The following is a 19,197-nucleotide window of genomic DNA, read 5'->3' on the forward strand; positions in this document are numbered from 1 at the left end:
CCAACCTTGAAAAACCGCACAGCCCCTGCGGTCAAGTTGAGCCAATTGTTATGCATCTTCTAAACATATTGTTCTAACTCTATGAATTTCTTTAGTTCCTTGAATAGGAAAGGAAAACCAATATCTATCATTTAAACCACCACAAACAATGTCGATTAAGTTGGAGATAAAATAAGAAAAAGAAAGGTCAGTTATTTCATAGATATTGTAAAAATCACTATTGCAGTTAGTAACTGGTGGTTGAAGTCGAGTGGCATCTTGGCTTCTCCATTTGCGAATGAAATAGTCTTTACCTAATGAGATATGATTTACATTTTTGGCTGATTGATTTAGATTCTCATCAATTATTTGAGATTCAATATTACCACTAAACTCAAATGCAAAGATGCCAAGAAATAATTTTCTGTTTGCAAAATTGTTATTGATAGGTTGAATTGTTTCGTCAAATTGCTGAATTACGTTCTGAAAAGTATTGTTTCCAGATCCGATATTTGATTTTACTTCAATTATGCCTTTTACGTTTTCCGTTGTTGTTATTATAAAATCACCTTCTGAAAAAAGCACAGGATAATCATTCTCATAGATAATAATATCAATTTGCTTACTGATTCTGTGCTGATCATTTGAACTAATTATAAAACCCGTTCCTACAGAGATATTTTTGGGAAGGAATTTACGCAATATGTTTTTTAGTATGGCTTCTTTATATCTGCCTTCTTCTCCCCAATGGTGATTGCCTATTAAATTTCGGACACGATTTCTTACGACATTAAGTTCTTCAGTGACAGATTCTTGGAACTTTTTTGCATCCATTGTTATTCCATTTCATTTAACTGCATAACTATTATTTAACCCGCCAAAATTCCGTATAGTATGCATGGCGGTTCTGCATATTATATTCTTTTCTATTCTTATAAAATTCTATGTTTTCAAACATTTTCTTCTTAAAATTCCACATAGTCTGCACACTATTAAGAATATTATCAAGCGGACTCCTTACTCCCTTAAATTTATTCATAACGTGAGTATAAACCATAGTTGTTCTTACAGATTTATGTCCAAGCAATTCTTGTATTGCTCTTATGTCTTTTCCCATTTCATTGGGATGTCTTTTATTGTTGAAAAGAATAAATCTCTTTATCCAACTGATATATGCTTCTTCAGTTTTTCGGCTGTAGTGGTTTACTCTAAGGTGTATCCTAACCTGATCAAGGAGTTTAGGGTTGGTTACCTGTTTTTCAGAAGTTAGAAGATGTGATGCACTATTTAGCTTTCCACCATTCAATTTGAATTTTCTCTTTTGTGCTGTTGAAACCTAAAAAATTAATTTTAATCAGTCAAGTATTATGAAAAAAATTTTTTATTTGTCAGATGTAAAATGACAAACACCAAACATTAGTGCTTTCTAATAAAATCAAATCCTGTAGGAAGGATTTATCCTGTCACTAAAACATACGAAGGCAAACATTCATCAACTCTAAATTAAACCTTCTCATTACTAAAAATCAGGAATTCCGGAATGACAAATTGATTTATTCATTGATACTTCTAATTGTGCCGGCATTTATGCCGGTGAAAATATAATCCCGGAAATTACTCCGGGCTTTAGCCCAATCAATAAAAGTAATTGGACTAAAGTTTTATGCTTATCGTGATGAAAGATTTCTCCCCCGACAAGTCGGAGTCGAAATGACAATTGATCAATTTCTAATTTTCACTAAAGAAAGCAGACATTCATTCAAAAATAAAGGTTAAGCTTCCAGGTAAATCTGGAATTGGGAATGACAAATTGATTCATTCATTGATACTTCTAATTGCGCCGGCATTTTTGCCGGTGAGAATAAATCCCAGAAAATACTCCGTGCTTTAGCCCAATCAATAAAAGTATTTGGACTAAAGTCCATATTATTAGAGTTTACTTTTTCCACGCTCTGAAGAGCGTGGCAATTAAATTTATTATAATTTTTTTTCGTCTTTACCTACCGAAGGTAAGAATTCATCTACCAAAGGCAGTCATTCATCAGGTTTTATGCTGATTGTGCTGAAGGATTTCTCCCCCGACAGGTCGGGGTCGAAATGACAATTTTTAAATGTTAACTATAGAAAGTAAGCATTTATTCAAAAAAAAATATTTCTTTCAATTCTGATGTACTTTTAATAAGAAAAGTTTGAGGCCAACAAAAAGTAGAATAAAGTTTTAATTGGTTAGTATTAAAATGAATAGCTTACTCCAAGCATAAACACTGCACCGTTTACGCCAACTTTGGAGTCGAATGTATCCTGGAGAATTGTTATTGTGTTTCCATTGTAATTAACTGTTGTACTGTTGTATTTGCTTTTAACTTTTACTTCGGGTGCACGGAATTTCAGTTGTAATCTGATACCGATATTTTCTTTAACAAGATATTCCATTCCGGTACTAACCTGAATTCCGAGTACTGGTTTTGTTTCAAGATTTGAAATATCTGTATCACCAAATTTTCTTGTATGTGTGGCGTAATAGAATCCTATTCCGCCAGCCATATTAAACTTAAATGATTCAGTTGAAAATGGAAGGATATTATAAACAGATAATTCTATCGGAATGAATGTAAAGCCATCTTCACTTTCAAGCTGAATAATTTGACTTCCGGCTAATACAGTCAGTAAATTTCCTCTTTGACTTTTTCTCCCGTACTCGGTACTAAGTCCAATCACAACTGCATCGCTGATTTTATATCTTAACTCGATTCCGGGAGAAATTATATCCTTCAGTTCAAATGATTGATTTCGTAAAAAGATATCGCTTGAGTTTGGGTTAAGGAATAATTGTGCAGAAGTAATGTAAACAGAACCAACACTAATACTATAATCGTGATTCTGATATTGACTGAAAGCAGAGCCTGCTCCAAAAATCAATACTAAAAAAATTTTCGGAATTAGTTTATTCATTACATGCAATCTTTGAATTTTGTTTAAAATAAAAAAACCCCCGAATACTACCCGGAGTATCGGGGGCTAAAATCATAAGAATATTAATATCCGAAGAATATATATCTGTTATCTACAATCTTTGCATCCTTTTTCATCTGTTCAAGCCATTCGTTTATAAATCTTGCTTTCTTCTCATTAAGCAACTGCATCTTTATTGTAGCTGCCTGAGCAGAATAACTGTCCTTATCAAAAGGAGTTTTCTTAGTAAGTTTCATAATGTAATAACCACGCATTCCCTTGAATGGCTCGGTTGTTTTACCTACTTCGAGTGATTGTGCTTTATTAATGAAAGCATAATCTCTTCCGAGATTAGGAATTGTTCCTTGTGCAGTAAATGGTCCGGTTTGCTGAATGGTTAAATCAGGACGAATCTGTGGCACTTTATAAATATCTCCACCAGCTTTTGAGTAAACTTCTTTTGCAGTCTTTTCAAGTTTCTCAAATTTCTTTTCTCTGATTACTGCCGGTTTCATAGAAACTTTTACTTCGTCAAAAGGAGTAAATCTTTCACCCAAAGCTTCAGCAATTCTTACAACTACATAACCACTCGGAGTTTTAAATGGCGGACTAACTGTATTTACACTGTTTTCAAAAGAATATTTTACTAATTGTTTATTGGGACCAATTGCAGGAACTGAAACGGATTGTTCGCTGAATAAAGGTGTCTCTCTTATTTCATAACCCATCAACTTTGCTTCACTTTCAAAGCCGTTTTTATTTGCAAGAAATGAAAAGTCATTCGCCTGATTATAAATTCTGTCTTTTGTAGTTGCAGATTGTTTAACCTGCATCGAAATTCTTTCTACAACAAATTTATAATTTATTCTGTCTGTCACTTTGATAATATGATAACCATAAGAAGTCTTTACGGGTTTCTGAATTTCGCCAACTTTTCCATTAAATACCGCATCTTCAAATTCTTTAACCATCATACCTTTTGTAAAAAATCCTAAATCTCCGCCGTTCTTACCACTTCCAGGATCAGCAGATAATTCTTTTGCAAGCTTTGCAAAATCTTCACCTGCAATTAATCTCTGATAAACTTTATTTGCTTCCTCAAGATTTTTCTCATCACTTCCATATTGATTAATCAGAATGTGTGATGCTCTTGCAAATGTTTCCGGACTTGTAACTTTGCCGTAAAATTTATAAAGAGTAAAACCCTGTGGTGCTGCTACAGGTCCGATTACATCACCTGGATTTGCAGAACTGATAAGCTTAAGAGCTTCCGGAGTAAAGTATTGAACTGATAGAGTATCACGGGAATATGGAATTTCAGAATAGATATCAACCATTTCTTTAAAGTCTGCACCTTCTTCTTTAATCTTTCTTAAAATATTCTGAAGATTTTTCACAACAAGATTGGTATCATCTGCAGAAGGAACATTCGGGAATAACACGAACTGAAGTTTTCTCTGCGGAGGTTGTTTATAGAGATTTATGTTTTTATCGTAATATGCTTTTAAGTCAGCATCAGTAACCTGAATTTCGGATTCCGGAACACTGTTCACATCAAACAAAACATAATCGGCTTCCATCGAGATGTTCTGATCGATAAACTTCTGTTTAACCTCATCTTCTGTAACAACAATACCAGCTAAAAGATAACTTTGAAGTTTCTGAGTTAATCTCTGCTGTCTTACGAATTCTTCTGCCTGAACCAGAGCTTCTTTGTTTCTTGGGTCAAATAATGCCTGTTCATAAAGCTGACGATTAAAGTTACCAAGTGAATCAACAAAATTTTGCTTCAGGAAATCAGGTGGATTTTCTCCCAGAATAATTTCTTTTATCTCTTCATCTGATACTGTAATTCCAAATTTCTGAACTGCCTGTTCAATCAAAACCTGATTTACGATTGATTCCCAAACCTGCTCGCGGATTTGATCCATCTGACTTTCATCAATATCCTGACCTGTCTGCTGTTTTAAATTTTCGAGTTGACGATCAAGTGCAGTCTGGAATTCCTGATAAGTAATTTCTTTTCCGTTAACTTTCCCGATATAATTTGTCTTTCCGCCAAGAGCTTCAAGAACATTTGAATCAGAAATAACCATAAATAAAACAAAAAGAGCACCTACTGTAATTATGAATGCAGGAGCTAAACTACGCATTCTCTCCATCATTGGCATAGTGAGATAATCTCCGAAATTTGTTAAAGTCTTTAATTTTAAGTGGCTAAAAATAGACTATAAGCTCTAAAAAAACAATTAAATGACACTCTGGAAAATTCTAAACCATTAAATTCCTTACGACCACAAAATATTTGATTTTCAGCTAATTCAAGACTAATTTTTAATAAACAATTTTGAGGTTAAGTGCGTGAATACAACAAATATTGACTTTCTTAAGAACATACCTATTTTTTCAGATTTGGACGACGATACCCTCCAAAAAATTTATAAATCGGGATTATTGCAGAACTTCAGAAAAAACTCCGTTATTCTTTCGGAAGAAGATGCCGGCAGTGCCATGTTCTTTATTGTTGAAGGCAAAGTTAAAGTTTCCCGTTCAAGCGGAGATGGTAAAGAAGTTATTCTTGCAATCCTTAACGAATCAGATTTTTTTGGAGAGATGGCAATTCTGGACGGTATGACACGTTCAGCTACAGTTACAGCAGTTGAAGATTCAAAACTGTTTATTATTCAGAGAGCTGAATTTCTTGAACTACTTAAAAATTATCCCGAAGTTTCAATCGCTTTACTTCAGGAACTTTCAAGAAGACTTCGTGCTGCAACCATGAAAATCAAAGCACTTTCATTAAAAGATGCTGAAGGAAAAGTAGCAACGGTTCTTCTTCAGATTGCTGATGAAGTAGGAAAAATCCGTCAGGGAATTGTTGAAATCGAAGACCTTCCCTATCAGCAGGAACTTGCTAATATGGCAGGAACTTCACGCGAAACCATTTCAAGAACACTTCACTCTTTTGCTAAAAAAGGAATGATTGAATTAGAAGGATCAAAAGTAAAAATTCTCGACTACGAAAAGTTTAAAGAACTCTATGGTCAATAGAATCTGATGAGAAAAGCTGATTTACATATGCATACAAAACATTCAGATGGAGCGCATTCCACTGAGGAAGTTATTCTGATGGCAAAAGAAAGAGGTCTTGAAATTATCAGTATAACCGATCACGATAATATTTCTGCAATTAAGGAAGCGATTGAAATTGGAAGATTTTATGGAATTGAAGTAATTCCGGGATTAGAAATCAGTTCTGATATTCGTGATCAGGAAGTGCATATTCTTGCATACTTTTTTGATCCTGATAGTAAAGAGCTGGAAGAATATTTGAAATTTTTCAGATCGGAAAGAGTTAAGCGTGCCTCAAGGATTGTTGAAAAGTTAAACTTACTCGGATTTGAAATAACAATTGAAGATGTTCTTGAGAAAGCCGGTGATTCAGCAGTTGGAAGACCACACATTGCTCAGGCAATGGTACAGAGACAGATTGTTTCAAATTATTATGAAGCATTTTATAAGTTCATTGGCAATGGTTGCCCTGCTTACGAAAAGAAAATTCATCTTTCTCCTAAAAGTGCATTCAAAATAATTAATGATGCAGGTGGATTATCATTTATTGCTCATCCAAACAATATGCCCGATGTAATTTTGAAAGAATTAATTGAAGATGGTGTTGATGGAATTGAAGTAATCCATCCTTCTCACCTTCCAAATCAGGTAAAACATTTCAGAGGAATTGTTGGGGAATTTTTCTTACTCGAAAGTGGCGGCTCTGATTTTCACGGCGGTGACAGAAATGATTATTCAAATTTCGGAAAGTACTACACAACCTCACTGAAAGTTGATGCAATGAAAAATTATTTATTAAGGAACACAGCTTAAAAATGAAAATCATAGAAGGTAAATACTCAGCAGCAGGAAAAAAGTTTGCAATAATTTTAAGTCGCTTTAATGAATACATTGGCGAAAGTTTATTAAAAGGCGCAGTTGATTGCTTTGAAAAACACGGTGTAAGTCAGGATAGTATTGATGTTATTAAAGTTCCCGGTGCATTCGAAATACCGGTAACTGCAGATAAACTTGCAGCATCAAAAAAATACTCAGCAATTGTTTGCCTTGGTGTTGTTATCCGGGGAGCTACTCCGCATTTTGAATATGTTGCTTCAGCAGCGAGTAATGGAATTGCTCAGGTTGGACTCAAACATTCTTTACCGGTTATCTTTGGTGTTCTAACAACAGATACAATTGAACAAGCAATAGAAAGAGCCGGAACAAAAGCAGGCAATAAAGGTTGGGATGCTGCATTAACAGCACTCGAGATGGCTGATTTATTCAAACAAATTTAGGGAAAATTTTATCGCTTCAATTCTTTACCTTCTATAGTAATTTTGAACAACAAAAAACGGATTCAAATCGCACCTGGTTACTGCTCTAACAAATTAAGGAAACAGTAATGAAAAATTTATTTTTTTCACTTATCATATTTTATTCTATCCAAATTTTCCCGCAGATCTTTACCGACTGGAAAAATTACTCGGATATGAAAAGTATTAAAAGTGTTGTTACTTCAGGCAACGAACTTTGGGCAGCATCATCAGGTGGAGTATTTAATTATAATTTTTCATCCGGAGAGTATAAAAAATTTGGAAAAGCCGAAGGACTATTCGGAACCGATGTTAATGCAATAGCGATTGATAATTATGGTAAAATCTGGTTCGGAAGCTCAACAGGTTTGATTGATGTTTATGATCCTTCAAATAATTCTTTCAGCACCATAAGAGATATTTTTAATTCCGACAGAACTAATAAAGGAATAAACAGTTTTTCCGTTAAAGGCGATACAATTTTTGTTGCAACGGATTTTGGTATATCACTGATTGATACAAAATCATTTTTCTTCTACGATACATATTTCAAATTCGGAACCTTTCCATCTAACATTAAAGTAAATAAAATTTTTCTCAGCAATTTGATTTATGCTGCAACTGAATCTGGTGTTGCAATACAAAAACAAGGTTCAACCAATCTGTCAGCACCGGAATCGTGGAATGTTTATAATACAAATAATGGTTTACCTTCGATTCGTATTTCTGATATAACCATTTATGAAGGAAATATTTTAGCTTCATCAGACAAAGGTATTTATGTTTTTGACTCAGCAAACTCTTTGTGGAGTTCTTTCATTCCGCAATTGAATAGCACAGCAATAATAAATATGCTTGTTGCACAGAATAAACTTTATTGTATATCTTCTGACAAGTTGTTCGAATACTCAAATTCAAATCTGAATGAATTATTTAATTCAGCTTCGGCTTTAAGAAATGTTTTCTACTCTGATAACTTTGGAATAATCCTATCAACATCTGATGGTGTTTTAACATTAAATGATAACAAATTTTATTTTCCAAACGGACCTGTTGCAAATCAGTTTCCTCAACTTTCTGTTGATGTAAACAGTGTACTTTGGTCTTCAACAGGAAACGATGTTACCGGAAAAGGAATTCAAAAGTTTGACGGAAACCAGTGGACAGTTTACTCAGTTTCAGATTATCCTGAACTTCTTACAAACTCTTTCTTTTCAATTTATTGCGCACCCGATGGTAAAATTTATTCGGGAAATTGGGGAAAAGGTTTTGTAAGAATTGATGACAATAGAATTACAAGATTCGATGCATCAAATTCGCCGATGGTTGGAATTCCCGGCGATGGTAACTTCATTGTAATTACAGCACTTGGCTATGATTCAAGAAATAACTTATGGGCACTGAATTTTGATGCTGCTGACAGAAACAATCTTGCAATGCTTACACCGGATAGTTCGTGGTATGTATTTCAGATTCCTGCTCAGCAAGGAAGAGTAGTTTCGCAAAATAAAAATCTTGTAATTGATCAATACGATACAAAGTGGTTTAATGCTGACAATGGAACCAAAGGACTTTATTACTTTAATGAAAATAAAACTTTCACTAATCCTGCAGATGACAAGAGTGGATTGCTAACAGAATCAAACGGATTGAACAGTGTGGATATCTCGGCAATCAAAGTTGATAGACGAGGTGATGTCTGGGTTGGTACAAGCAGAGGATTAAATATCATTACTAACACTTCTACAATTTTAAATTCAGCAAATCCTCAATTAAGAATTACATCCGTGTTTGCTTTAAGGCAGCAGGTTATAACAGCAATTGCAGTTGATCCGCTTAATCAAAAATGGATTGGAACAAATGAAGGACTTATTCTCGTAAGCAGCGACGGACTGAGAGTAATAGCAAATCTTAATTCCAAAAATTCACCTTTGCTTGATGATAGAATTGAAAGTCTTGCAGTTGATGAAAAAACAGGAAAGGTATTTGTTGGAACAAAATTAGGATTGAACACTTTTGAAACTCCTGCAATTAAACCTGTTGATAGCTTTTCAGGTTTATTTATTTATCCAAGTCCTTTTGTTATTTCTGATGGAAGTCAGCTTGTGACAATTGATGGATTAATAAGAGATAGCGAAATAAAAATTTTAACTGTTTCGGGAAAGCTTGTAAGAAAACTTGAAACTCCCGGCGGCAGAGTTGCTTTTTGGGACGGCAGAGATGATGATGGAAATCTCGTTAATTCAGGTATTTATGTAGTAGTTGCATCAGACAGAGAAGCAAACAGTGTTGAAACCGGAAAGATTGCTGTGATAAGAAAATAGTTCTATGATTGATCTGATTAATGTCTCACTTCAGTTTAATGGTAAGTATCTATTCAAGGATGTCAATTACAGAATTTCATCCGGAGATAAGATTTCTTTAGTCGGTGCAAACGGAACCGGAAAGTCTTCCCTTCTGAAAATTATAACCGGAGAAATTGAACCCGAGAGCGGAACAGTTCAAAGGCAAAAAAATATTTCGATTGGTTACCTTCCGCAGGAAAATGTAACTCACGCAAACAAAACTTTACTTGAAGAAGCCACTTCAGCACTCAGTGATATTATCAAGCTTCAGGAGAAGGAAAAAGAACTTCAATCTGAACTTTCAAAAGAGAATTTAACTGAGCAGGAACGTGATGATTTAATTCATCAGCTTGGTGAAGTTCACTTAAGATTAGTAGAACTTGATTCGTATTCTGCTAATGCTAAAGTTGAGAAAATTCTTAAAGGTCTTGGATTTGAAGAGGAAGATTTTGATCGTCCAACACAGACTTTTTCAGGTGGCTGGCAGATGAGAATAGCACTTGCTAAAATTCTCATCTCACAAAATGATATTCTTCTGCTCGATGAACCTACAAATCATCTCGATATTGATTCTCTTAACTGGTTAATCAGTTTTCTTAAATCTTATCGTGGCGCACTTATGGTTGTTTCGCACGATAAAAATTTTGTTAATCAGGTTACAGATAAAACTCTCGAAATATATCTTGGAAAATTTTATACATTCAAAGGCGATTATGATTCTTATCTGAAGTATAAAGAAGAAAGAGATGCACAAACAATTCATCAGTATGAACTTCAGCAAAAAAAGATTAAAGAGACTGAAAGATTTATTGAGCGTTTCCGTTATAAAGCTACAAAAGCAAGGCAGGTTCAAAGCAGAATCAAGCAGCTTGAAAAACTTGAACTTGTTGAGTTACCTGAATCGAAAAATGAAATTGATATAAGATTTCCAACTCCACCACAAAGCGGAAGAATTCCAATTCAATTAATCGGAGTCAGAAAAAGTTATGGCGATAAACTTGTTTTGAATAACATTGATTTGACAATTGAGCGCGGAGATAAAATTGCTTTTGTCGGTCCGAATGGAGCAGGCAAAACAACTTTAGCGAAAATCATAGCAGGCGTTCTGCAACATGATACCGGCGAAAGAATAATCGGTCATAATACTTTCATTTCTTACTATGCACAGGATGTTGCAGATAATCTCAATCCTGAACTTGATATTCTTGACTCGGTTTACGGAATCAATGAAGAGAAAACTGTTGGCGAACTTCGTTCTTTGCTTGGTTCTTTCTTATTCACAGGCGATGATGTATTCAAAAAAGTTGGCGTGCTTTCGGGTGGAGAAAAAAGTCGTGTTGCTCTCTGCAAAATTCTTCTTACAAAAGCTAATCTTATCATTCTCGATGAGCCGACAAACCACCTTGATATTGATTCAAAGCGAATACTTCAGAAAGCATTAGTTGATTTCAATGGTTCGCTTGTTATTGTATCGCACGATGTTGATTTCCTTAGACCAATTATCAACAAAGTGTTGGATATAAGAAAATCAGGATTGAAGATGTATCACGGAGATATTGATTATTATCTTTTTAAGCGTAAAGAATTAATTGAAGAGAGTAATTATAACTCGGATAAATCAGAATCATCTTTGCAAAAAAATTCTGTCAGTGAAAATCTTTCAAGAAAAGAACAGAAAAGATTGGAAGCTGAACTTCGACAGAAAAAATATCAGGCAACGAAAGATTTAACAAAAGAAATTGAGAGACTTGAAAAGCAAATAAGTTTACTTGAGGAGGAACATAAAGCCATTCAAACAAAACTTGCTGACCCGGAATTTTATACTAACACTGAGGAAGTGAAAATTACAAACAAAAGATTCAAGGAAGTTGAAAAAGAATTAGAAGAGTTAATGATTCAATGGGAATCAAAAACCGAAGAGCTTAATAATATTCTGAATCAGTTCAATTAAACATCAACACCTAAAAATTCCTTCGTAAGTGCAATGCCACCATAAATTGCAGCATCATCACCAAGTTTTGATTGAACGATTTTCAGATTTTTAGATGAATCTTCGAGTGCATATTTATAGAATTCATTTTTAATCAATGGAATATAAAACTTTCCTAGTGCTTCAATAACACCACCACCTAAAACAATCATATCAAAGTTCATCAGATTTTGAATTCCTGAAAGAACCTGTCCGGTTATTTGTGCAGCTTCTTTCATTCTGTTAATTACTACTTTATCTCCCATCTGAACTGCATTCAACAAAGCTTTGCTCTTAATTCTTTCATTTGCCTTGATTTGTTTTTCAAGAATACTTCTTTTCTTTTCTTTCTTAACATCTTTAATAATGTTATTGACTATTGCTGTTCTGCTTGCAAGAGCTTCAAAACAACCTTTTCTTCCGCAGCCACACTTGGGTCCGTTTTTATCTACCAACATATGTCCGATCTCTCCGGCAACAAAGTTTGAACCTCTGTAAATTTCTCCGTTGATAATGACACCACCACCTATTCCTGTTCCAATGAAAACTGCCAAAAGATTTTTAGCACTCTTTCCTACACCAAAATGTTTTATTCCAAGTGCACCAAGATTTACATCATTTTCAATTAATACTTTATATGGAAGAATTTTTTCCAGACGGTTTTTAATATTGAAATTTTTTATCCCAAGGTTTGGTGCAATTCCTATGTGTCCTGTAAATGGATTAACAGAACCGGGAACACCGAGACAAACAGAAACAATCTGAGAGTTTGATAAACCAACATCATCAACAAGTGTTTTAACAAGTGAAGCAATATCTTTTACATAATCGTTTGGGGTTTTATCGAGGTCGGTTGAAATTTTTGCCCGTGATATGATTCCTTTATGTGAATTGATAACCGAAGCGAGCATTTTTGTTCCGCCCATATCAACACTTATTACAAATTTTTCTTCCAATTTTATCTCCTGATTTTTTACAAGATTTGCATTGAAAAACTATTACATATTTAGCTCTTATACAATAATTCATCAACATGATTTTTGTAAGTTTGAATAATTAAATTCGGATGATAAGTGGTTAAACCAATAAAAAGATTCGGACAGAATTTTCTTAAAGACAATAATATTCTCAGGAAAATTACTGAAGTAATAAATCCTCAAAAGAATGATAAGATTATTGAGATTGGTCCTGGCGAAGGTGCACTAACAAAACTCCTGTCAAACAGTGGCGCTGATGTTACAGCAATTGAGATTGATAAACGCGTCATTGAACATCTGAAGGAAACATATCCTGAAGTAAAAATAATAAATCAGGATTTCCTCGAAATTGATTTAACTCATTTTGGATCTTCTGATTTACGGATTGTTGGAAATATTCCTTACAATATTACTTCACCAATAATATTTAAACTGATTGAAAACTATTATCTCATCCGTGATGCTGTGTTTATGGTTCAATATGAAGTAGCAAAAAGAATGACTGCTAAGAAAGGAACTAAGGATTATGGAATTCTTTCTGTTCTTTTAAGCTACTTTGCTGATACTGAGTTTTGCTTTAAAGTTTCACCAAATGTTTTTTATCCGAAGCCAAAAGTATTTTCGGCAGTTGTTAAAATAAAATTCAAAAAGAATCTGGATGAGTCACTGAATAAAACATTCATTCAGATTGTCAAAGCAGCATTTGGCAACAGAAGAAAAACCCTTAAAAATTCACTCTCTAACAGTATATTTGCACAATTAAATTTCAGCGGGTGCGATGTTGACCTTTCACTTCGCGCTGAGCAGCTTGATTTATCTGACTTTATTAAGCTTGCCGAATTTGCCCGCGAAAATATTTCTGCATCATCAATTTAGGTTTTAATGGATAAAGCAAAGCGACTTATTAAAAAGTTAAAAGCATTCGATGTTGTTGTAGTAGTTTTCTATCTTATCCTTTCACTGCTTCATTTAATTTTTTTCGACAGAATTGAGTATTCAACTGCGTGGATACTAATCAACATTTCAATTATTGGTTTTGCATTTCTTATATCTTACCTTGAATCGATAAGCGAAAGTAAAATCTGGTACATAATACATTACTGGTACATAGCACCAATTATTCTAATCACTTTTAAGCAACTCTGGTATATGGTTAAACCAATTCGCGGAGTTGATTATGATTGGTTATTTATTCAGATTGACAGGTGGATGTTCGGTACTGATCCAACACATTTGCTTTATCAGATTGCTAATCCGGTTTTAACAGAAATTTTGCAAATTGTTTATGGAATGTTTTATCTGTTACCAATAATTCTTGGTTTATCATTACTTAAAGAAAAAAGATTTGTTGCACTCGATTTTGCTGTGTTCTCAGTTGTTTATGGATTCTTTCTTTCTTATCTGGGTTATTTCTCTCTTCCGGGAATTGGTCCAAGATTTACTTTGCACGACTTCTCAACTTTAAATGAACAACTGCCCGGATTATTCCTTACAAACTTTTTAAGAGAAATTGTAAACACAGGTGAAAGTATTCCAGCAGGTACTCCAAATCCTGCCGAAGTTGTTCAAAGAGATGTATTCCCGAGCGGACATACAATGATTACATTGATTGTTATTTATCTTTCAATAAAACTTAAATCCAAAACAAGATATTTTCTCTCTGTTGTTGGAACTTTATTGATATTCTCAACAGTTTATCTGTGGTATCATTATGTTATTGATTTAATTGGAGGCGCTGTGTTTATGGCTTTTGCAATGTGGAGCGGCAAACACATTTTCAACTGGTGGCGAAGAAAGATTGGCAAAGAAGAATTTGAGTATGGGAAGTATTGAGAAGTTTAAGTTAAAGTTTAAGTTTAAGATTTGGGATGTATGAATTATTGAATGACTGAATGAGTGTTTGAATGAATGATTTTTGGATTAAATAATTAATTAAATCTGTACTGTCTGCGTTCTATTAAAAATTAAATAAAAGATTAAATGTCCACTGAAAAAAAACATAAAGTAAAGAACATCTTCGACGACATATCCGGTAAATACGATTTACTGAATCATCTGCTTAGCTTTGGTGTTGATAAACGATGGAGAAAGAAAGCTCTGAAACTCACAGGACTAAATAAAGATTCATTTCTTCTTGATGTTGCCTGTGGTACAGGTGATGTTGCAATCGAAGCAAAGAATATCGGTGTAGAAAAAATTGTCGGCGCAGATTTTTCGCACAACATGCTTTCATTCTTCAACAAGAAAAGTAAATGGATTGTTGGAAATAATGTTCAGATGGTTGCAGAACAAATGCCCTTTAAAGACAATACATTTACAAACATCACAGTTGCATTTGGAGTAAGAAACTTTTACGATATTCAACAAGGATTCAATTCATTTTACAGAGTGTTGAAACAAGGTGGCAAAGCAACAATAATCGAATTTAAAATGCCAAAGAATAAACTTTTTGCTGCTCTGTATAAATTTTATTTTAAGAAAATTCTTCCCGCAATCGGAGGATTAATTTCCGGAAATAAATCTGCTTATACTTATCTGCCTGAATCAGTGGAAGAATTTGATATGAAAGTTGATTTAATAAAGCTTTTACAGAATTCTGGTTTCAGAAAAATTGAAGTCTATAATTTTACATTCGGAATTGTTCAAACTATAATCGCTGAAAAGTAATCAAGGGATAAAATAATTTCTTAATTCTTCCAGAACATAAGTTGATGTTAATGATAAATCTAATCTTCCACCTCTGATTAGATTTAAAACAAATGATTCACCTTTCCATTTAACAAATCCAATGTTTTCTGCAATGTAGCCATAAGCATAAAAGCTTTCTGCAGAACCTAGCGGATCGATTTGTATTTCGAGCTTATATTCAATTTTATAAACATCAATTGTGTATTGCGAATCTCTTGTAGCTACTGTTAATTGCTCTGTTCCTAAAACTTTAGCACTTGTTTTAATTGGAGAGAATACTGGAATTCCACCAACAGTAATATCAATCTGATAAACAGGCCAGGTTTGATTTAATTGTAATGGAAGAAATAACAATCTTGATTCAGTGTCTATTCTTAGAGAATTTCTTAGACTATCGGGAATCAATTGACCCAAACCAGTAGTATCTGTGTAATAAAAAACGCCTGTGCTACTCTTTCGAAAGTATGTTGTATCTAAAGTTAAAGCTCGTTCTATAATTATTGAATCAACCTGAACGAAATATTCTGTCCCGTTAATATTTTGCACACCAGTTATATCAGAAATTCGTGCACCACTTAAAGCCAAATTGGAATCCAGAGTTAGACTATAACTAAATTTTGAACCAACTTTTGCAGGAAAATAATCCTTGTTATCATCAGGTGGATTGATAATCGAATCATCTTTACAGGAATAAGTAATTAGTAAAGAGCTAATAATCATTAAATAAAAAATCTTTTTCATAATATCGCCTCTAATTTTCTATGTAATTTCCTAAATGCCATTGAACGATGACTTATTTTATTTTTTTCCTCGTGTGAAAGTTCGCCGAATGTTTTATCATAACCGTTAGGAATAAACAGTGGATCATATCCAAAACCATTTTTGCCTCTTGGTTCTGTTATTACTCTTCCCTTCACTTCTCCGTATGCATTAGTGAAATTCTTTCCATCATAATAACTTGCAACACAAACAAACTTTGCTCTGTGAGGTTCAGGAAATTTTTGAATTGCTTTTATTAACTTTTCATTATTAAGAAAATCATTCGCATTTTCTCCGGCATATCTTGCGGAATAAATTCCGGGTTCACCATTCAATTGTTCAACTACCAAACCTGAATCATCACCAATTGCCGGAATTCCGTATTTATCATAACAAGCTTTTGCTTTCAACTTTGCATTTTCCTCAAATGTTTTTCCTGTCTCATCAACATCGGGCGAATCTTCAAAATCCAGAAATGAAATAATTTCAACATTTAGATCTTTGAAAATCTCTTTGATATCGTTCAACTTGCCTTTGTTCTTTGTTGCAATTAAAATTTTTTTCACGCTACACTCGTCCTAAAAGTTTTTGCAATTCTGATTTAGCATTTTCTGTGATTTCATTTTCATCGTAAACCAAAGACTTAAAATCTTTCACCAGCCATTTCCCATCAACAATTACAGAGTGAACATTATTCAATCCACTTGAATAAACAATGTCTGAATAAATACTGTTTTCATTTTCAAGATAAGAATTATTAAATAAATTCAAATCGAGTAAAACCAAATCTGCTTTTTTACCAATCTCAATACTTCCAATTTCATTTTCAAGATGAAGCGCTTTTGCACCTTCGATTGTAGCAAGCTTGAATACTGTTTTTGCATCCATCACATCCGCACCATAAATAGGTTTTTGTATCAATGCTGCAAGACGCATTTCTGTAAAAGCACTGAGATTATTATTGCAAGGAGCACCATCAGCACCGAGTGAAACTGAGATGCCCTCTTTCAGATAGCGTGGAATGTTAGCAATTCCCGAAGCAAGTTTTAAATTTGATGATGGACAATGAGCCACTCTCATTTTTGTTTGCTTCATTATTTCAATTTCATTTTCACTCGTATGAATGCAATGAGCAAAAACCGAATGATCATCAATTGTATTTATTGAATGGAAGTATTCAATATTTTCTTTGCCAAATTTTTTTCTTACTTCCGCAATTTCATTTTTATTTTCTGATGAGTGAGTATGATAAACCGAACCGGCGAATTCATTTTTCATTTGAAATGATTCTTTGAGCAATTCCTCCGAACAAGAGAGAACAAATCTTGGTGCAAATCCGAATTTAATTCTTCCATCAGCTTTATTGTGAAATTCTTTTGCAAGTGAGTAAGTATAATCTATTTGCTCTTTTGTGCTTGATTTGAACTGCGGGAATAAATCATTTTGATCAATAAGACAGTTACCTGCAAATGCTCTTATACCAGAGTTAATCAATTCATCAAAAATAATTTCCTGATGACGTAAAGTTCCCATATCAAGAATTGTCGTTGTACCGCCTCGAAGTAGTTCATTTATCCCAACTTTCACTGAAGCGCTTAGTGAATTTTTATCGTGTGCATTCTCGTAAGGAAAAATTCTGTACTGCAACCAATCTAGTAGTTGTAAATCATCTGCAAGCCCTCTGAAGAGTGTCTGACAAAGATGGATATGAGTTTGCACAAAGCCGGGAATCAGAGTCAGTTCAGGATAATGAAAAATTTCACCCGGGTAATTTTTTATTTCACTTTTATTTAAGTCAATAAGAGAATTAATTATTCCATCCGTAATTTCAATCGCATAATTTTTAAGAACTGAATCATTCAGATCGTTTGTTACAATGAATTTCGGAATTATCAGATATTTCATTTCTATTCATTCATAAGTTATGGTTTAGAATTTAGTATCTCGCAAAGTTGCAGAGAGAAAAAATCAGATTTATTTATTAAAGTACAAAATCAATTACATTCTTAAACTTTAACTTAAGCTTTAACTTTTACTTGAACTTTCTTCATAAATCTTTTCCATCATTTCAAATGCATATCGTAAATGCGGAATTACAATTGAGCCACCAACTATTAAAGCTATGTTGAATGTTTCATATAATTCTTCGCGTGTTGCACCTTCCTGAATTGAACGATCGATATGATAGAAAATACAATCGTTACATCTCAATACCATTGATGCAACAAGTCCCATAAGCTCTTTTGTTTTGGCTGGTAAAGCTCCATCGAGATATGCTTTGTTATCCAGTGCAAAAAATTTATTAAAATCTTTAAAGCCTGAGTTAAGAATTTTTTCATTCATCTCAGTTCTGTAAAGTCGGGTTTCGCTTGTAGTTTTTTTCATAATGTTATTCATCCTTTTTTTAAAATTTCTTTATGTCTTAGAATCTTTGTGGCAACTATTCTTTGTTTTGGGGGCGGTCGTTTTCTGCCACGAAAACACCAAGGCACGAAGAAAAAAAATTAAAGTTCATCCAAAAATTTATTCTTTTCCGGATCATAAGATACTTCTAACTTTTCCGGGGGCACATCTGATTCTTCATCTTCCCAGTCATAATGTTTAATGGGATCAGATTTTCTGAATACAAACGCTGCAATAATACCTGTTATTGCGCCAAATAAATGTGATTCCCAGCTTATTCCTTCGAGTCCTGGCAAAACTCCCCAAACAAGTCCACCATAAAGAAAAACCACAATTAAAGAAAGCGTAATTGACTTATTATCTCTTCTGAAAATTCCGCTGAAGAATAAATAAGAGACAAATGCATAAACAATTCCACTTGCTCCAATATGATAAACTTCTCTAGCAAAAAGCCAGACTAAAATTCCGGTGCAAAAATAAACGAATGCAAAAACTTTATAAGCAGCTTTGGGATAGAAATAAAAAATTCCCAAGCCCATAACAGCTAAAGGAACAGTGTTAGAAATAAGATGAGAATAATTTGAATGAATTAAAGGAGATGTTAAAACTCCAATTATCCCGGAAAGATGTCGTGGATAAACCCCAAGTTTGTATGGATAAATATTTAGCAAATTAAAAGTGAAATGAAGAATCCATAATATAAATGGGAAAGAAAGTGGAATTAACACAAAATTTATTTTTGATAATAAGTTCTTCAA

Annotated in this window: 18 protein-coding genes; 8 read left to right on the forward strand and 10 right to left on the reverse strand. The window is 33.6% G+C overall.

Annotation, left to right across the window (positions count from 1 at the left end; genetic code table 11):
* Positions 1-48 precede the first annotated feature (48 nt).
* From Q0X14_RS06295 to Q0X14_RS06310, 4 genes are all read right to left on the reverse strand, one after another.
* On the reverse strand, positions 49-813 hold the full coding sequence (locus Q0X14_RS06295; RefSeq protein ID WP_297844008.1) for a DUF6602 domain-containing protein: 765 nt from the start codon (positions 811-813) through the stop codon (positions 49-51).
* A 31-nt stretch (positions 814-844) separates the two neighbouring features.
* Positions 845-1,285, reverse strand: coding sequence for a phage integrase N-terminal SAM-like domain-containing protein (locus tag Q0X14_RS06300; RefSeq protein WP_297844010.1), 441 nt, complete (start codon positions 1,283-1,285; stop codon positions 845-847).
* A 926-nt stretch (positions 1,286-2,211) separates the two neighbouring features.
* Positions 2,212-2,931: a hypothetical protein gene (locus tag Q0X14_RS06305; RefSeq protein WP_297844012.1), complete on the reverse strand. Its 720-nt coding sequence runs from the start codon at positions 2,929-2,931 to the stop codon at positions 2,212-2,214.
* A gap of 83 nt (positions 2,932-3,014) precedes the next feature.
* Positions 3,015-5,084 (reverse strand): peptidylprolyl isomerase, encoded by a 2,070-nt coding sequence (locus Q0X14_RS06310; protein ID WP_297844014.1) that lies wholly within the window; start codon positions 5,082-5,084, stop codon positions 3,015-3,017.
* 208 nt (positions 5,085-5,292) lie between these two features.
* Between Q0X14_RS06310 and Q0X14_RS06315 the strand changes: the two genes are divergently transcribed.
* From Q0X14_RS06315 to abc-f, 5 genes are all read left to right on the forward strand, one after another.
* Entirely contained in the window at positions 5,293-5,982 is a 690-nt protein-coding gene (locus tag Q0X14_RS06315) for a Crp/Fnr family transcriptional regulator (RefSeq protein ID WP_297844017.1), read from the forward strand.
* A 6-nt stretch (positions 5,983-5,988) separates the two neighbouring features.
* On the forward strand, positions 5,989-6,816 hold the full coding sequence (locus Q0X14_RS06320; RefSeq protein ID WP_297844020.1) for a PHP domain-containing protein: 828 nt from the start codon (positions 5,989-5,991) through the stop codon (positions 6,814-6,816).
* 2 nt (positions 6,817-6,818) lie between these two features.
* The gene (gene ribE / locus Q0X14_RS06325; RefSeq protein WP_297844023.1) at positions 6,819-7,280 is read left to right on the forward strand and encodes a 6,7-dimethyl-8-ribityllumazine synthase; all 462 of its coding nucleotides are present in this window, start codon (positions 6,819-6,821) and stop codon (positions 7,278-7,280) included.
* A gap of 107 nt (positions 7,281-7,387) precedes the next feature.
* A complete protein-coding gene (locus Q0X14_RS06330) occupies positions 7,388-9,622 on the forward strand; it encodes a two-component regulator propeller domain-containing protein (RefSeq protein ID WP_297844026.1) in 2,235 nt (744 codons plus the stop codon).
* Between the two features lie 4 nt (positions 9,623-9,626).
* Entirely contained in the window at positions 9,627-11,594 is a 1,968-nt protein-coding gene (abc-f, locus tag Q0X14_RS06335) for a ribosomal protection-like ABC-F family protein (protein WP_297844027.1), read from the forward strand.
* Here the strand turns inward: abc-f and Q0X14_RS06340 are convergent.
* Entirely contained in the window at positions 11,591-12,568 is a 978-nt protein-coding gene (locus Q0X14_RS06340; protein WP_297844029.1) for an ROK family protein, read from the reverse strand. The two genes, abc-f and Q0X14_RS06340, sit on opposite strands and share 4 nt — an antisense overlap.
* A gap of 117 nt (positions 12,569-12,685) precedes the next feature.
* On the opposite strand from Q0X14_RS06340, the gene rsmA reads away from it, so the two are divergent.
* From rsmA to ubiE, 3 genes are all read left to right on the forward strand, one after another.
* Entirely contained in the window at positions 12,686-13,465 is a 780-nt protein-coding gene (rsmA, locus tag Q0X14_RS06345) for a 16S rRNA (adenine(1518)-N(6)/adenine(1519)-N(6))-dimethyltransferase RsmA (RefSeq protein ID WP_297844031.1), read from the forward strand.
* Between the two features lie 6 nt (positions 13,466-13,471).
* A complete protein-coding gene (locus tag Q0X14_RS06350; RefSeq protein ID WP_297844034.1) occupies positions 13,472-14,422 on the forward strand; it encodes a phosphatase PAP2 family protein in 951 nt (316 codons plus the stop codon).
* A 147-nt stretch (positions 14,423-14,569) separates the two neighbouring features.
* Positions 14,570-15,256, forward strand: coding sequence for a bifunctional demethylmenaquinone methyltransferase/2-methoxy-6-polyprenyl-1,4-benzoquinol methylase UbiE (gene ubiE, locus Q0X14_RS06355; RefSeq protein ID WP_297844037.1), 687 nt, complete (start codon positions 14,570-14,572; stop codon positions 15,254-15,256).
* Here ubiE and Q0X14_RS06360 read toward each other — a convergent pair whose 3' ends face one another.
* The 5 genes from Q0X14_RS06360 to Q0X14_RS06380 form a co-directional block, all read right to left on the reverse strand.
* A complete protein-coding gene (locus Q0X14_RS06360) occupies positions 15,257-16,018 on the reverse strand; it encodes a hypothetical protein (protein WP_297844039.1) in 762 nt (253 codons plus the stop codon).
* Entirely contained in the window at positions 16,015-16,602 is a 588-nt protein-coding gene (locus Q0X14_RS06365; protein ID WP_297844042.1) for an XTP/dITP diphosphatase, read from the reverse strand. Before Q0X14_RS06365 ends, Q0X14_RS06360 begins: the two co-directional genes overlap by 4 nt.
* 1 nt (position 16,603) lies before the next feature.
* Entirely contained in the window at positions 16,604-17,941 is a 1,338-nt protein-coding gene (locus tag Q0X14_RS06370; RefSeq protein ID WP_297844045.1) for an amidohydrolase family protein, read from the reverse strand.
* 120 nt (positions 17,942-18,061) lie between these two features.
* Positions 18,062-18,421, reverse strand: a complete 360-nt coding sequence (locus Q0X14_RS06375; protein WP_297844048.1) for a carboxymuconolactone decarboxylase family protein — start codon at positions 18,419-18,421, stop codon at positions 18,062-18,064.
* Between the two features lie 119 nt (positions 18,422-18,540).
* Positions 18,541-19,167 carry a rhomboid family intramembrane serine protease gene (locus Q0X14_RS06380; RefSeq protein WP_297844052.1) on the reverse strand — a complete coding sequence of 209 codons (627 nt, stop codon included), beginning with the start codon at positions 19,165-19,167 and terminating at the stop codon, positions 18,541-18,543.
* Between the last annotated feature and the right edge of the window lie 30 nt (positions 19,168-19,197).

It is taken from the genome of Ignavibacterium sp., assembly GCF_025998815.1.
GTDB lineage: Bacteria > Bacteroidota > Ignavibacteria > Ignavibacteriales > Ignavibacteriaceae > Ignavibacterium.